At 66.6% G+C, this 13,302-nt stretch carries 20 protein-coding genes and 1 tRNA gene; 10 read left to right on the top strand and 11 right to left on the bottom strand.

What is annotated here, in order from left to right:
- Positions 1-89: 89 nt before the first annotated feature.
- The 4 genes from C454_RS14085 to C454_RS14065 form a co-directional block, all read right to left on the bottom strand.
- On the bottom strand, positions 90-962 hold the full coding sequence (locus C454_RS14085) for a mechanosensitive ion channel family protein (protein WP_004976648.1): 873 nt from the start codon (positions 960-962) through the stop codon (positions 90-92).
- 1 nt (position 963) lies between these two features.
- Positions 964-1,773, bottom strand: coding sequence for a diadenylate cyclase (gene dacZ / locus C454_RS14080; RefSeq protein WP_004976646.1), 810 nt, complete (start codon positions 1,771-1,773; stop codon positions 964-966).
- A 116-nt stretch (positions 1,774-1,889) separates the two neighbouring features.
- Positions 1,890-2,252: a group I truncated hemoglobin gene (locus C454_RS14075; protein WP_004976644.1), complete on the bottom strand. Its 363-nt coding sequence runs from the start codon at positions 2,250-2,252 to the stop codon at positions 1,890-1,892.
- 867 nt (positions 2,253-3,119) lie between these two features.
- Positions 3,120-3,202 (bottom strand) — tRNA-Leu (locus C454_RS14065).
- Positions 3,203-3,308: 106 nt separating this feature from the next.
- Between C454_RS14065 and C454_RS14060 the strand changes: the two genes are divergently transcribed.
- Positions 3,309-3,617: a cyclin family protein gene (locus C454_RS14060; RefSeq protein WP_004976640.1), complete on the top strand. Its 309-nt coding sequence runs from the start codon at positions 3,309-3,311 to the stop codon at positions 3,615-3,617.
- Between the two features lie 4 nt (positions 3,618-3,621).
- On the opposite strand, the gene C454_RS14055 is transcribed toward C454_RS14060, so the two are convergent.
- The 6 genes from C454_RS14055 to C454_RS14030 form a co-directional block, all read right to left on the bottom strand.
- The gene (locus C454_RS14055) at positions 3,622-3,828 is read right to left on the bottom strand and encodes a hypothetical protein (RefSeq protein ID WP_004976638.1); all 207 of its coding nucleotides are present in this window, start codon (positions 3,826-3,828) and stop codon (positions 3,622-3,624) included.
- Between the two features lie 29 nt (positions 3,829-3,857).
- Positions 3,858-4,358 carry a phosphopantetheine adenylyltransferase gene (locus tag C454_RS14050; protein WP_004976630.1) on the bottom strand — a complete coding sequence of 167 codons (501 nt, stop codon included), beginning with the start codon at positions 4,356-4,358 and terminating at the stop codon, positions 3,858-3,860.
- A 122-nt stretch (positions 4,359-4,480) separates the two neighbouring features.
- A complete protein-coding gene (locus tag C454_RS14045) occupies positions 4,481-4,945 on the bottom strand; it encodes a winged helix-turn-helix domain-containing protein (protein WP_004976627.1) in 465 nt (154 codons plus the stop codon).
- 67 nt (positions 4,946-5,012) lie between these two features.
- The gene (locus C454_RS14040) at positions 5,013-6,089 is read right to left on the bottom strand and encodes a glutamate--cysteine ligase (protein ID WP_004976625.1); all 1,077 of its coding nucleotides are present in this window, start codon (positions 6,087-6,089) and stop codon (positions 5,013-5,015) included.
- 157 nt (positions 6,090-6,246) lie between these two features.
- The gene (locus C454_RS14035) at positions 6,247-6,909 is read right to left on the bottom strand and encodes a fibrillarin-like rRNA/tRNA 2'-O-methyltransferase (protein WP_004976623.1); all 663 of its coding nucleotides are present in this window, start codon (positions 6,907-6,909) and stop codon (positions 6,247-6,249) included.
- A complete protein-coding gene (locus tag C454_RS14030; RefSeq protein WP_004976622.1) occupies positions 6,906-7,748 on the bottom strand; it encodes an NOP5/NOP56 family protein in 843 nt (280 codons plus the stop codon). Before C454_RS14030 ends, C454_RS14035 begins: the two co-directional genes overlap by 4 nt.
- Positions 7,749-7,860: 112 nt before the next feature.
- Between C454_RS14030 and C454_RS21260 the strand changes: the two genes are divergently transcribed.
- From C454_RS21260 to C454_RS14000, 8 genes are all read left to right on the top strand, one after another.
- On the top strand, positions 7,861-7,995 hold the full coding sequence (locus C454_RS21260; protein ID WP_115804898.1) for a rubrerythrin-like domain-containing protein: 135 nt from the start codon (positions 7,861-7,863) through the stop codon (positions 7,993-7,995).
- A complete protein-coding gene (locus C454_RS14025) occupies positions 7,992-8,414 on the top strand; it encodes a hypothetical protein (RefSeq protein ID WP_004976620.1) in 423 nt (140 codons plus the stop codon). Before C454_RS21260 ends, C454_RS14025 begins: the two co-directional genes overlap by 4 nt.
- A gap of 39 nt (positions 8,415-8,453) precedes the next feature.
- The gene (locus C454_RS14020) at positions 8,454-8,825 is read left to right on the top strand and encodes a hypothetical protein (RefSeq protein WP_004976619.1); all 372 of its coding nucleotides are present in this window, start codon (positions 8,454-8,456) and stop codon (positions 8,823-8,825) included.
- A 117-nt stretch (positions 8,826-8,942) separates the two neighbouring features.
- Entirely contained in the window at positions 8,943-9,569 is a 627-nt protein-coding gene (locus tag C454_RS14015; RefSeq protein WP_004976617.1) for a DUF6517 family protein, read from the top strand.
- 47 nt (positions 9,570-9,616) lie between these two features.
- Complete coding sequence (locus C454_RS20805; RefSeq protein ID WP_004976613.1) at positions 9,617-9,772, top strand: hypothetical protein; 156 nt, start codon at positions 9,617-9,619, stop codon at positions 9,770-9,772.
- Positions 9,769-10,752, top strand: coding sequence for a magnesium/cobalt transporter CorA (gene corA / locus C454_RS14010; RefSeq protein ID WP_004976611.1), 984 nt, complete (start codon positions 9,769-9,771; stop codon positions 10,750-10,752). The genes C454_RS20805 and corA overlap by 4 nt, the downstream gene beginning before the upstream one ends.
- Positions 10,753-10,974: 222 nt before the next feature.
- The gene (locus C454_RS14005) at positions 10,975-11,973 is read left to right on the top strand and encodes a transcription initiation factor IIB (protein ID WP_004976608.1); all 999 of its coding nucleotides are present in this window, start codon (positions 10,975-10,977) and stop codon (positions 11,971-11,973) included.
- 89 nt (positions 11,974-12,062) lie between these two features.
- Positions 12,063-12,242: a DUF7836 family putative zinc-binding protein gene (locus tag C454_RS14000; protein WP_004976607.1), complete on the top strand. Its 180-nt coding sequence runs from the start codon at positions 12,063-12,065 to the stop codon at positions 12,240-12,242.
- Positions 12,243-12,300: 58 nt separating this feature from the next.
- Here C454_RS14000 and C454_RS13995 read toward each other — a convergent pair whose 3' ends face one another.
- Complete coding sequence (locus tag C454_RS13995) at positions 12,301-12,708, bottom strand: translation initiation factor IF-2 subunit beta (RefSeq protein ID WP_004976605.1); 408 nt, start codon at positions 12,706-12,708, stop codon at positions 12,301-12,303.
- Between the two features lie 266 nt (positions 12,709-12,974).
- Between C454_RS13995 and C454_RS13990 the strand changes: the two genes are divergently transcribed.
- The gene (locus C454_RS13990) at positions 12,975-13,211 is read left to right on the top strand and encodes a UPF0058 family protein (RefSeq protein WP_004041569.1); all 237 of its coding nucleotides are present in this window, start codon (positions 12,975-12,977) and stop codon (positions 13,209-13,211) included.
- Positions 13,212-13,302: the final 91 nt, after the last annotated feature.

Below are 13,302 nucleotides of genomic sequence, written 5' to 3'. Positions count from 1 at the left end.
GATATGAGACAATCTTCGGACCACTTCTAAACTGTTATGGTAACGGTATGACAAAATTTCCGGAAACATCAGTCGTCGGTATTGTTTACCTATCGAACACGACCCACGCCCTTGTCGAGGACGCGGGCGTTCGGGATGACGAACTCGGTGTCCTCGGATTCGACGTGGGTGACGAACATATCGAGTTCCTGAACGACGCCGCTGACCTCGCCGACGACGATCTCGTCGCCGATGCTGTACGGTTGGGTGAAAAGGAGGTACGTCCCCGCCGCGCCCGAGCGGAGCAGGTCGCGGAACGCGACGGCGCTGAGCACGATGAGCCCCAGCATGTACGACGCGAGGAGGACGATGAGCGCGAGCGTGGCGACGCCGACCTGCGAGAGCGCGACCAGCGTGGCGAGAAAGAAGACGGTGTATTTGGCGAGCGACGGGAGGACGTTCACCTGCGGGAGTTTGACCGCGCGGAACCGCTCGGCGACGAGGAGTTCGACCTTGTCGCCGACGACGACGCCGATGATGAGGACCAAGATGGCGATGAACAGTTGCGGCAGGATGGCGATGACGAGTCCCCAAAAGCGGTCGGCGTAGTTGACCCCGGCGAACGAGAGGGCGGCGAAGACGCTGATGCCGAGGACGAAATACCGCGTCAGCCACGACAGGATTTCGACCGTCGATGTCTCGAAGTCGCGGGCAGTCCGCTCGAAGGCGGTCCCCTCGATGGCCTCCGGGACGCCGACGCTGACGAGGAGTCGCCGGACGAGCGTCCCCGCGACGTACGCGAGCACCAACCCGAGAAGCAGGATGGCGAGCACGCCGAGAAACCGGAGCCCGACTATCCGGACGATGTCGTCGACGGCGCCGCCGACTGTCTGGAGCGGGACGACGGAGGCGGATGCGGCTGTGGACGCTGGCGCGGGACCGACCGACGAGTGGACGAGGGACGCCGAAACGGGCCCCGGCATCTCAGTACGCCTCCGGGTCGATTTCGAGAATCATCTTGCCGCCTTTGAACGCCCGGACGAGTCCGTCGGACTCCGAGAGGACGATGGCGGTGGCGTTGGTGTCGCGGGTGATGGCGCCGCCGGCCATGTGGCGCGCGCCCAGCCCCTTCGGGATGTCGACGCCCTCCGCGGAGGGTTCGAGGTAGCGGTACGCCGAGACGATTTTCCCCGAGTCGGAGATGACGAACGCGCCGTCGAGCCGCGAGAACTCCTTGAGCATCACGTTGACGATGGGGTCGCCGACGTAGACGTGGGACTTCTCGAAGGGATTGTACGAAAGCGGCCGCGACTTGTTCATCACCTTCCCCGCGTCGCCGACGATGAACAGCGCGCCGACGGGTTCGCCCTTCTGCCCCTTCTTGCCCAGTTCGATGGCCACCTCGAACACGTCGCGGATGACGCCGGGGTCCGCCCGGGAGTTCGCAAAGAGGTCGTAGATGCCCGACCGCATGTTCTCGTCGACGCGAACCCGGACGAGCGAGTCGAGGTCGCCGCCGAAGACCCCGACGTTGCAGGCGATGGTGTCTCCCGCCTCGACGATACTCTGTTCCATCGCGCCCTCGACGCCGAACCGGATGCGGTCCTTGACGTTCTGGAACTGGAGGGGCAGTTCCACGAACGTCTCGGCTTCGACCGTGTTCTCCGGCGCGATGACCACCGTCGGAACGTCCGTCTCAGCGAACTGCTCGTAGTGGGAGTGACTCGGCGTGAACAGAAACAGCCCATCGACGTCCGCCACGAGGTCGCCCAATAACTCGGATAACGCCGCCATTGGTGGAGAGACACACCGGGTGAGAAAAAGGGTTGTGTCGCGTCTGACGCGTGGCGTGCGCGATTCGGCCGGTCGAAACCGGCGACTGATTCTCCCCGAGGGGGGCCGAACGGAGCTTACTGCCCCAGAATCGGGGCTCTGAGCGCGGCGACTTCGTCGAGAATCGCATCGGCGTCTTCCGGGGCGACGCCGTTTTCGTCGAGCGCCGCCGCGAGGTGTTCGGCGATGGCGTCGAAGTCCTCACCGGAGAGGTCGAGGTGGTCGTGGGCCGCCCGCATGTCGGCCCCGTCGTACTCGACGGGACCGCCCGCGACGGCGCTGATGAACTTGACCTGATGGGCGCGCTGTTCGACCATGTCGATGTCGTCGAAGTAGTGGGCGACCGAGTCGTCGGCGAGGACGCGGTCGTAGAAGTCCGAGACGACTGCTTCGACGGCCTCGCGGCCGCCGATGCGAGCGTAGAGTGACTGCGCAGACATCCGTCGGGGAGTTGGACGGCTCGATGGTAAGATTTCCTCCGAACGTATTCGGGGTGTTTAAGCGTGGAGTGCGGGGCACGACGGGGGTGAGAGGTCGTTCTGTTTGAACCCCCCGCGGTTGGGGGCCCACAAGAGGTTTGACAGCCTGTTGCGACGTTGGTGATTAGAGAGATGCGTAATTCGGTCCCTGTCGTGCTGACGGCTCTTCTGATTATTCTCGCGGGGTGCTCGGGAGTCGGAGCCCGCGACACGACGACAGCCGAAACAACCCCTCCGTCCGCGGCGACCACACAGTCTCCGACTGAGTCGACCTCGGCACGCGAGCGGACGGGAGCGCTCACCGACCGGACACCCGAGACCCGACTGTCACTCTATCCAGAGACCGGGTTCACAGGGCGCGTCGCTGTCGCAGTAGGCGGTGAAGAGGTCTTCAACGAGACGTTCTCAGACTACGGTGGTGACGACGGGGTCGACCTGACCGACCAGTTCGCGCCGACCCGCCAGACGGTCTCCGTCGCGGTGAACGGAACGGTACAGTGGGAACGGCCGGTCGGTACCACGGAGTCATTCGAACTCACCGTCCTCGAAAACGGGAGCATCGAGGTCCGCGAGCACACGATTCGATGACGAACGCTTGGGGCCTGTAGTGTCACTTTCTACCCACCGGGTTCGGCCGCGGCCGCGACACGTTGCTCGCCGTCGATAGAAGGCGCGCGGGACAGGGTTCGAACCTGTCTGCTCCCTCGCTTAGCTCGTTTGGTCAGTGCGCGGGACAGGGTTCGAACCGCGGTCGCAACGCGTCGCGTTGCTCCCTGATTCGAACCCTTCTGTCGCGCAGACACGTCTCTCACGGTGTTCGAGACGGTATGCGCGGGACAGGGTTCGAACCTGCGAAGGTCTACACCACAGCGTCCTAAGCGCTGCGCCTTTGGCCACTTGGCTACCCGCGCGCAATCGGGCGACGCTCGCCCTTCGGCCTGACATTTCCCGCAACGATATATAAACGTCACGAGGGCTCGCCGCGGGGATTATGCTCCCGCGGCCGCAACGACGACCATGTACAGCGCCCGAGACCAGCGAGACAATCAGGAGTGGCTGGCCCGCATCGACGCCGCCGCCGACGGCCTCGAACTCGGTAGCGAGGCCCGCTCGTACGCCTCGGACATGTTTCTCACGCAGTTGCCCGACGAGGACCGCTCGAAGAAGGCCGTCGCCGCCGCCAGCCTCTACGCCGGCGCGCTCATCGCCGGCGAGGAGCGCTCGCAGACCGCCGTCGCCGAGGCGATGGACGTATCGCGGCTCAGCATCCAACAGCGCTGGAAGGACCTCCTGCGGGAGGCCGGCTTCCGACCCCCGAGTTGGTAGCCGGTCACTCCGAGGAGCGCGTCGGTGCCATCCGCCGGGTCAAGACCGCGTAGGTCACCGCGACGGCGAGAACGCCGGCGACGAGGCCCGCCGGGATACCGACGAAAAGCGAGAAGAAAATCCACCGAGCGGCCAGTTCGGTGACGGCGATACCGACGAGGACCGCGGCGACGACGCCGACGGCGAAGCTGGCGAAAAGCGGGTGTCGCATGGGCGGCGATACGACGGTGAGCGTGAAAACTATTCGTCGCTCGGGGGCGTCCGGCCGCGACCCTCGCGGTCGGGCGTGAGGTTGCCGTGGCGGTCTATCTCCCCGGAGACGATTCGGGTCGAGGAGATTCGCTCGCCGTCTTCTGCGGGAACGTGCTCGACGACCTCGATACGGAGGGGTTTGAGGCCTTTCTCCTCTCGAATCTCGTTGACGCGCTCGCCGCCGCCCCGCGTCTCGGGCGAGACGATGAGGACGTCGAAGCCCTCCTCGGTCGCGATGCCGGTCGGTTTGTCGAGTTCGCGGACCTCGAACTCGCGGTCGTACTCCCCGGCGAGCGGTCGGAGTTCGGATTCGAGGTCGGCCTTGCGGTCGTCGAAGGGCCGGACGTAGCGGTCGACGTGTCGCGTCTTCGGCGCGAGTTCGTCGCTCGTGAGTCCGACCGTGACATCACCCAATTCGAACGCTCGCTCGAACAGCGCGAGGTGTCCATCGTGGACAGGGTCGAACGTCCCGCCCAGCGCGACGTGCATACTCTCGCGGTGGATGCGGCGCGACTTAAGCGGGTCGGGTTAGCCTAACGGACCAGCACCCGCGGCGAGCGAAGGGCTCCCGAAATCGGGCGAGGCACCGCAGCAGCCGGCAGACCGCGGAGCTACTCCTCGCGGACCGTAATCGTGACCGGTTCGGTCTCGTCGGTGCGGTCGGTTCCGAGGTGTCGGTCGAGGTTGAACACGGCGTTCAACTGCTCTTGCACCTGTCCGGAGACGCCCTTCACGAGGTCGCTCGGCGCGATTGCGACGTACTCGTAGGGGTTGTTGCCCGCGCCGGAACTCTTCCGCTTGCGGCGCTCGACCGTCTCGTCGTCGGTGAGTTCGGCCAGCGCCTCCCGAACCGTACTGGGGTAGAGGCCGGTCCCCTCGGCGACTTCCTCGCTCGTCGAGTGGGGGTGCTGTCGGAGGTAGACGTAGATTCGCGCGCGGGTCTCCGTGTCGAGAATCCACGCGAGCAGGTCCACCAACCCGTCGTCGAACTCGGAGACAGCGCAGTCGGCCGCGCCGCCCGAGTGTTCTTCGTCCGTCGACTCCGCGCTCCCCTCTGTGCTCTGGTCCGCAGACATTTGTGCTACGGCAAAGGTCAAAACTGGGGCGCTAAAAAATGTTTCCTGTCGGTCGTCGGCGTGCGACTCAGTCCAGCGTCAAGTGTTCGCACAGGGCGTCGAGCCCGGACTCCTCGTGAATCCGTCGCTGGACGGCGGTGCCGGATTCGGCGTCGAGAAGCGACCGGAGGCCGTCGACGCCGAGGCGGTCGGACTCGCTTTCGACGAACGATTCGAGGCTCACGACGCCCTCGGAATCCGGGGCGACGAAGTCGGTGTCTCGCCCGTAGCGGGTCGCGCGCCACTTGTTCTCGTCGAGGAGTTCCCGACGGACCGTCGTTCCCGATTCGCCGGACTCGTAGCGGTCGGCGAGGTCCAAGACGAGCGCGTGGACGTACTCGACGAAGTCGGCGACGCGCTCGGGGTCGGTCTGGGCGTCGGGGGTTCGGATTTCGACCGTCCCGTGGCCCGTGTGTGGGCGCACGTCGTACCAGAGTTCCCCTCGGTCGTCTATCGAGCCGTACTCGACCATCCGGCGCTCGAAGCGCTGGAAGTCCTCGAAGTCGTCGAAGGCGGTCGGCATGCCGGTGTTCGGGAGGTTCTCGAACACCTTGGCGCGGGCGGAGGCGAGACCGGTATCGAAGCCGTTCCAGAACGGGGAGTTCGCAGAGAGCGCGAGCAGGGGCGCGAGATACCAGCGGAGTTCGTTGGCGACCCAGACGGCCTTGTCGGCGTCGTCGACGCCGACGTGGACGTGCAGGCCGGCGGTCGTGTTCCGGTGTTGCGGGTACTGGATTCGGTCGAGTTGCGCCTGATACCGGGGCTTCGTCGCGTGGTCGAGTTCGCGCCACTTGGCGGCGGGGTGGAGCCCGGCCGCGGCGATGCGGTAGCCGTGGTTCGCGGCGTGGTCGACGAGCGCCTCGCGGACCGTCTCGACGGCCGCGCCGGCCTCGTCGGGGACCTCGATGAGCGGCGTCTGCGTCTCGATAGTGAACTTGAACAGCTCGTGGTCGAGCCGTCCGGCGAGCGGTTCCGGAGGCTCCGGTCCGTAGACTAAGTCGTCGATGCCCGAGGTGGGGCGGCCGTCGGCATCGACGATGTAGAATTCCTCTTCGACGCCGAGCGTCCCCATTCGGTCGAAGGCGTCCGCCGACCCTAGTTCCATCGCAACGGCGTAAGTTGCGCCGAATTAAAAACACCGTGGGAGCCGGCGAACGCGTCGCACGACCGCGGGCAAGCGAATCGGACGATAGTGACGGTCGAAAATCAGGTCTCTCGGAACGGTCGTCAGACGGAGCGATGACGGTGACGCCGCCGCCCGTCTACTTCGGGCGGGCGACGATACCGAGGTGGTCGGCGTGGAAGCGGTCGAGACGGGCTGTGTCGAGGATTTCGTACGCGGATTCCAGTTCGGCGACCACGTCGTCGAACACGTCGTCCGGCTCGGCGGTCACGTCCTCGCTCCGCGCCTTGACGGCCATCAGGAGCCGACCGTCGTCCGCGAGGAACTGTCGGTTGCGGACGGCGACGGTCGCCTGCCCGCGGGTCGCCACGTCCATGACGAGGCAATCGATGCCGGATTCGACCACGTGCGCGTATGATTCGGGGTCGCGCGCGTCCTTCAGGAGCGGGAAGAGATTGGTGCGGTCCTCGGCGACGCCGACGAGGTCGCGGACGGGTCGCGGCGCGAACTCCACGGCGTAGGTCGGCCCGGCGAAGTCGGCGACGTGCGAGACGGTCGTTCCCGAGGCGGCCCCGAGATAGAGGACCGACTCGTCGCCGACGAGACCCGTGTCCATCCCGAGTTCGAGCATCGCGCCGAGCTTCGAGCGCCCGGCGTCCCACGCGCGCCAGCCCTCGGCGTCCACGGGTTCGCCGTAGACCTGCGCGCCCCGGGTCGAGAGGCGCTCGCGGCCGCCGAACGTCCGGCGCTCGACGCCTTCGGGGAGGTCGGCCTCGGCCCCGGCGGCGGAGTCGTCGCTCATTCGTCGGCCTCCTCGTCGGCGCGGGCGCGAATCGTCGCCATCCGGTCGGCGAGTTCGTCGTGCAGGTCCGGCCGGTAGTCGCCCGAGTAGTGGTCGATGCGCGCGGCGATAGAGAGCTTCCCGGCGAGCGCGCGGGCGGCCGACCCGCGGTCCTGCGGGCGCGTCCCGCGGACGTACTCGTGAGTGAAGATGACGCCGTGTTTGGGCGACGTGGCGCGACCCTTCAGGTGCGCGAAGAGGGCGTCTTCGGCCCCGAGCACCTGGACCGTTCCGCTCGGTTTCTTGGCGAGGCTTTCGAGGCCGCCCGCAAGCGCGATGAGCCGCGCCGCGAGGACGGGCCCGGCCATCTCGGCGAGGTTCGGCGCGGTCGTGGGCGCGCGCTCCTCGATGAACGCCCGGAGGTCGTCGCGCTCGTCGAGCAGGTCCACCGCGCGGGTGGCGTAGGAGACGACGCGCTCTTCGGCGGCGGTCTTCGGGTCGCGGGCGGCGATGTCGCGGACGCCGTCGAGGCCGCGCGGGACGTCCTCGTAGAGCGTGCCGGCCCACTCGACGACCCGCTCGGCGAGTTCGTTCGCGGTCCGTTCGGCGTCGTCCATCGCGCGCACGGCGTGGGCGAGTTGCACGTCGTCGGCGCGCTCGCGCTCCGCGACGGCCTCGCTGGCGGCGGCGAGCGTCGCCGAGCGAAGCTTGGCGTAGTAGTCGGTGTCGTCGGCGGCGAACCCGGCGTCGACGGCCTCGGCCGGCCAATCGGCGGGGGCGGAGGCGCGGCCCGTTCGGACTCGCGTCGCCCCGGATTCGGGGTCGTCGGGGTCCGCGCCGGCGAACCATGCGTCTGTCATACTGGCGGATTGCGCCCCGTTCGGGTAAAAGGACACGGACCCGCGGGCGCGGTTCGGCGCTCGCGGCATACTGTGGTAAGTTTTAACACACCATGTCTCGTACGAATGCTCGATGGAACGCGCTTCGTACGTCTGTCGTGAGTGTCAAACGACCGTGAGCGCCGCGTCGTACCGTTCGACCTGCCCCGAGTGCAGCGGTGAGCTTCGGCCCACGTCGGTGACGAGCCGCCGACGCGCCGGAGATTGAACGACGCGCGCGGGTCGTCCGACCCGAGCGCCGTCCGCTCGCTCGCAGTCACGACCGACGACCTCGTGACCGCCCTCGAGGCGAACCGCCGGGGCGACGACCCAGTCGTTCTTCGCGTCACCCCGCCGTTCTACGGGCGGATGCGGGCGCGAATTCACCGCACCGGCGGCGAGGCCTCGGACTACGCCGACCCCGAGCCGATACACCTCGACCCGCGGGTCTTCGTCGCCGACGACGCCCCCGCGTACCCCGAACCCGACGAGACGCGCCCCGAGCCGTACGAGGTCGAAACGCACCACGAGCGCCACACCGAGGCGGTCCGAGCGTGGCGCTCGGCGGTCCGCGAGCACCTCTGCGAGGCCGTCGCCCTCCCGACGGACGACGGCCCGCACGAGGTCGACGTCAAGTACCTCGGCTGAGCGAACCACTTTTTTCCCCGCGGGGCACACCGTAGCGACATGAGCACCGACGAGTACCGCCGCGGGACGGCGGTCGAGCGCGAGCGTCAGCAGAAACAGCGCCCGGCGCGCGGCCGCTACCGCGGGGTGTTGCCGGTCATCTACGCCATCGGGTTCGTCATGTTCACCGGCGTCTCGCTGTACATCGGGCCGGAGCCGGCGTTCGCAGTCTACCTCGTCACCCACGTCTTCTACGCGGGCCTCATCCGCGCGGACATCAAGTCGCTCCGCGGGCAGGGCATCGGCTGGGGCGCGTCGCGGCACCTCTGGTTCGGCGCGGCGTTCGCGCTCCCGTTCGTCGCGCCCGCCTACTACCTCTACAGCGGCCGCGTGATTCGCCGCGAAAACGAGTCGCGGAACCTCGACGACTGAGGCGAAAACCCGCGGACCGCTCGGAGAGGTCGCGTCGAGGGTGCGGCGGCCCGGCCACCGAACTTATGCCCGGCGAGGGGAAATGGCGGGGCAATGACTTCCAGACGCGTAGTCGCGGTGCTCGCGCTCGCCGCGCTCGTGCTCACGAGCGGCTGTATCGGCTTTCTGACGGGCGAGGAGACGCTGACGTTCGAATCCGAACCGGCCACGACGGACGCGACCGTCGCCGAGAACGCCGGCTACGAGACGAACGGGACCGAGACGTTCGCGGTGAACCGCACGCTCTCGTTCGGCGGACAGGAGCGTAAAATCGCCGCCAGCAACCACATCACGACGTACGAGAAGACGCTGGACCTCGGCTTCTTCGGCGAGGCCAAACTCGGCTCGTTCAGCGTCATCTCGACGCCCGCGGTCGAGGTCGCCGGCCAGCCCCGGAACCCCATCGGCGACTACTCGAACGACGACCTCATCCGCCTCGTGGACAACCGGTATCAGGGCCTCAGCGACGTCCAGCAGGTCAGTTCGCGGAACGTCCAGATGCTCGGGCAGACGACTAACGTCACGAAGTACAGCGCCACCGCGCGGTTCGGCGGCCAGGAAGTCGACGTGTACGTCCACGTGACGAAAGTCCAGCACAACGAGGACTTCGTCATCGCAATCGGGCTGTACCCCCAACAGCTCGACGGCGAGGAGGAGAACGTCCTCGAACTGATTCGGTCGGTCGAACACCCGTCTGAAGCGTAAGCCGCCTCGGGCGAGCCTTTTTCTCGTCGCCGCGGGTCGGTGGTTTCATGACTCGCGTACGGACCGCAGGTATCGCGGTGACGGCGCTCGGCGTCGTCGGCTACGGCGTCGGGTCGCTCGTTGCCTACCCGGGCCGGGCGTTCTCGGTGACGGCCGTCATGGTCGGCATCACGCTCTGGGCAATCGGGGGTGACGTGCGGTGATTTCGGCGCTCGTCTACGGCGACGACGGCGTGTCGGCCTACGAGGAGACCGCGTTGGACGCGGCGCGCGACGCCGACGGGACCACGTGGGTCCGCGCGACCGCCGCGGAGGAGTTCGAGCGCGTCGCCGAGGCGTTCGGCGTCCACCCGCTTTCGGTCGAGGACGTTCGGAACGACGCCCGCCCGAAGGCCGAGGAGTACGACGACTACACGTTCGTCGTCGTCCGGGTGGCGACGCTCCGCGCCGGCGAACAGGTGTTCGAAGAGGAGGTCCAGACCAGACCCGTGGGACTCTGCTTCGGCGACGACTGGCTCGTGACGCTGACGCGCCGGGAGTTAGAGCCGATAAACTACGTGTGGAACGCCATCGAGCGGGAGGAGCCCCGGATGCTCCGGTTCGGGCCGGACTTCGTGGCCTACCGCGTCATCGACCGCATCGTCGACGAGTACTTCGGCCTGTTGGACGAGGTCGGCGAGGAGATAGAACTCATCGAGGACATCATCCTCGAGGGGCCCGACCCGGAGGTGCTCGAAGGGCTGAACGCGGTCCGGCGCGACCTGCTGTCGTTCCGAAAGACCGTGTGGCCGACGCGGGAGGCGGTCGGCGTGCTCTCCCGCGGCGACCCCGACTACGTCCGCGAGTCGACGGAGAAGTACTACCGCGACGTGTACGACCACCTCGTCGAGTTGGTCGACCTCACGGAGACGTACCGCGACCTCGCGCGCGGCGCGCGGGACATCTACCTCAACACGCTCTCGCAGTCGACGAACGAGGTGATGAAGACGCTCACCGTCGTCGCGACCATCATCCTCCCGCTCACGCTCGTCGTCGGCATCTACGGCATGAACTTCGACCCCGGCGCGTCGGCGTTCAACATGCCCGAACTCGGCTGGGCCTACGGCTATCCGGCGACGATGCTCGGCATGGCGCTCGTCTCCGTCGTCCTGCTCGTCTACTTCCGACGGGAGAGCTGGCTCTGAGCGACGAAAGAGATATACTACCCGATTGCTCACGTCTGGCGCTCGGTTCGCGTCGGCGAGGTGACGACAGAGCGGCTACATCGTGCGATTGACCCGCATGACTTCGGCGAAAGGTTTATATGCTTTTCGGACTTACTGATGGTAAGGCCAGTCCAAGCCGGATTATTCTTTCGTCTTCTGTGGTCTTCCCGGCCGAGACGTATCCGCGCCTACCACCCCACCATGAGCGACACCATAACCACCCGAACCTACAGTACCGACGCAAAGGCCAGGGACGTCCGTCCCCGCGAGTCCGAGCGAGACGAAAAACAGCAGGACGAAGCGCAGGTCTGCCCCGAGTGTAGCGGCCACCTCGTCACCGACGAGGAACACGGCGAGACGATTTGCGAGGACTGCGGCCTCGTCGTCGAGGACACCGTGGTCGACCGCGGCCCGGAGTGGCGCGCGTTCGACTCCGCAGAGCGCGACAGCAAGTCCCGCGTCGGCGCGCCGACGACGAAGATGATGCACGACAAGGGGCTGTCGACCAACATCGGCTGGCAGAACAAGGACGCCTACGGCAAGTCCCTCTCGCCGCGCCAGCGCGAGCAGATGCAGCGGCTCCGCACGTGGAACGAGCGGTTCCGCACCCGCGACTCCAAGGAGCGCAACCTCAAGCAGGCGCTCGGCGAAATCGACCGCATGGCCTCGGCCCTCGGTCTCCCGGAGAACGTCCGCGAGACCGCCTCGGTCATCTACCGCCGCGCGCTCAACGACGACCTGCTCCCCGGCCGCTCCATCGAGGGCGTCGCCACCGCGGCGCTGTACGCGTCGGCCCGGATGGCGGGCACTCCCCGCTCGCTCGACGAACTGGAGAAGGTCTCGCGCGTCGATAAGATGGAACTCACCCGGACGTACCGCTACGTCGTCCGCGAGCTGAAGCTCGAAATCAAGCCCGCAGACCCCGAGCAGTACGTCCCGCGGTTCGCCAGCGAACTCGGCCTCTCCGACGAGGCCGAGCGGCAGGCCCGCAAGCTCCTCCGCGACGCGAAGGAGACGGGTATCCACTCCGGCAAGTCGCCGGTCGGCCTCGCCGCCGCCGCCGTCTACGCCGCCGCCCTCCTCACCAACGAGAAGGTGACCCAAAGCGAGGTCTCGACGGTCGCGGACATCTCCGAGGTCACCATCCGCAACCGCTACAAGGAGCTGCTCGAAGTCCAAGACGGTACCCTGTTCGCGTAAACGCTCGGTGGGCTCGGTGGCCCGCACTTTTTCTCGGTCGTGCCAAACCGTAACAACATTTATCCGCACCCCCGAAGCATATACGGGGTATGGTTGAAGCGTTCGTCCGACTCTTGTGCCCCGAATGTGGAAAGGACTGGGAGACGAATCCGACCGACCTCCCCGCTCACCGCGACAACTACTCGTGTCAGGGATGCGGCGCGACGCGGCGCACGGCCGAGTTCATGCGGACGGAGCGCGACCTCCAGACGCTCAAACAGTTCGAGTAGCGAGGAGCGAGAGAGGGGTCGCCGCACGACCGGGGCGTCCCCGGCTGGCGTTCGTTTTTTAGATGTCGGGAATCGTCGAGAGCGCGCCGCACGCGTCGCACTTCAACACCTCGGCACCCTGTTCGGTGACGAGTTTCGTGTCGGGCGACCCGCACTCGCTACACAGCACGAACGACTCGACGTACTCGTCGAGCGCGTCGGCGATGCGGCGCTGGCGGAACTCGCCGGTAAAGCGCGCGCGGCCCCTGTCGTCGATCTGGGCGCTCGTCCCCAACTCCGTCTGGAAGAACTTCAGCACGTGCGCCGCCTCGCGCGCGAGGCGGTCGTGGGTCGCCGCGAAGTTCTCGTAGACCGTGACGTTCCCCTCCTGGCGGACCGTCGGCTCCGGAACGCTGAAGCGGTCGCCACCTTCCGCGACGTCCGGCGACTCCGAGAGCGCGCGGTCCAGTTGGTCGTCGTAGTCCATGCGCGACAGTACGCACACGCCGGGGTAAAATTCTCACGACCCCCGGCGCGCGCGACCGGCGCTCGGCGCGCGCCCTACATAGCTATATAAGCCACTCGTGAGATTCCGCCGACGCTCGCTATCGAGGAGCGAAACAACAAACGAATTGAAAACGTTCGAACACGAAATTTCCGCTGAGACCCCCATAATCGGCGGTTTAAGGGAGTCGGATGCTAACGTGACTCAAGATAATACTATATCCCTCCGGTCTCAAGCCGTGGTTGCTCATGAAGAAGCAGGAACTCATCCACCTGCACGGTCTGCTCGCAGAAGTCCACACCCAGATTGAGGCCTGGGAGGACGAGGAAATCAGTCTCGTCGAGTACAACGAACTCGGCGTACGACCGACATCCATCCACAAGTCCAAAACGGACCACAAAGCAGCCGTGTTTAAACTGGCGAAAGGAATCACCGGAGCGATGCGCGAGGCAGAACCAGAGCCGCTCGCACCGCAAGCCGACTGAACCGAGAAAAGAAACGCGTTCTCCTCTACGACCCTACACATCCGAGAGCGACCGCGCCGTTCTCTCGCGCGACGACGCTCCCGAGCGACCG

This window comes from Haloferax gibbonsii ATCC 33959, assembly GCF_000336775.1.
Lineage (GTDB): Archaea > Halobacteriota > Halobacteria > Halobacteriales > Haloferacaceae > Haloferax > Haloferax gibbonsii.
This window is presented reverse-complemented; position numbering and strand designations above follow the sequence as displayed.